This is a genomic window from Pseudomonas sp. MD195_PC81_125 (assembly GCF_014060985.1).
In the GTDB taxonomy this organism is placed as follows: Bacteria; Pseudomonadota; Gammaproteobacteria; order Pseudomonadales; family Pseudomonadaceae; genus Aquipseudomonas; species Aquipseudomonas parakoreensis.
This window is the reverse complement of record NZ_JABULD010000978.1, coordinates 1-687: the sequence shown is the minus strand read 5'-3', so window position 1 is coordinate 687 and position 687 is coordinate 1. Positions and strand designations below refer to the sequence as shown.

Below are 687 nucleotides of genomic sequence, written 5' to 3'. Positions count from 1 at the left end.
GGACATCGTCCTTTTGCGTCAGGTCGGCTTTGAGCACTTCGACCTTTACACCGTGCGCTTCGCGCAACTCGCCCGCGGCAATTTCAAGACGCTGTTGATCCCGTGCCACCAACAGCAAATCAAAACCACGCGCTGCCAGCCGCTGCGCGTAGATGGCACCGATACCGGACGATGCGCCAGTGACGACGGCCGTACCTTGAGACTGGACTGAACTCATGAGAGCGCTCCTGAAACCTATTGGGAGATGTGCCTCCAAGGCTCACTTGCCTGGAGGTGACGGAAATTATTATAGGCATAATCTCAACACAATATGATACCCATAATTTTCAGCTCGCCGACAGACGTGACGGCGCTCCCTCTGTCGCATCTCTGCCACCAGAAAGCAGAAAGGCCGGTCAATGACCGGCCCCTTGGCGTTGAATTATCAGCTTAGTTCACTTCCAGCTTGTCGCGATTGCGATCGAGGATCGCCTTGCCGATGCCCTTCACTTCCAGCAACTCATCCACCGAAGCGAATGGTCCATTAGCATCACGGTACGCAACAATGGCTTTGGCCTTTGTCTCACCAACTCCGGCCAATTGTTTTTGCAAAGTGGCTGCGTCGGCACCGTTGAGATCGACCTTTTCACTGGTAGACGTCGCAACGGTATCGCTCACCATTGTCGCCTTTTCCGCGTTCGGGACAAC

At 54.7% G+C, this 687-nt stretch carries 2 protein-coding genes; both read right to left on the bottom strand.

Going from position 1 to position 687, the window contains the following annotated elements:
• On the bottom strand, positions 1-217 hold a 217-nt coding region (locus HT737_RS30700), incomplete at its 3' end, for an SDR family NAD(P)-dependent oxidoreductase (protein ID WP_182404697.1).
• A 212-nt stretch (positions 218-429) separates the two neighbouring features.
• Positions 430-687 (bottom strand): helix-hairpin-helix domain-containing protein (locus tag HT737_RS30695; protein ID WP_306287335.1); only part of this gene is annotated, 258 nt, incomplete at its 5' end.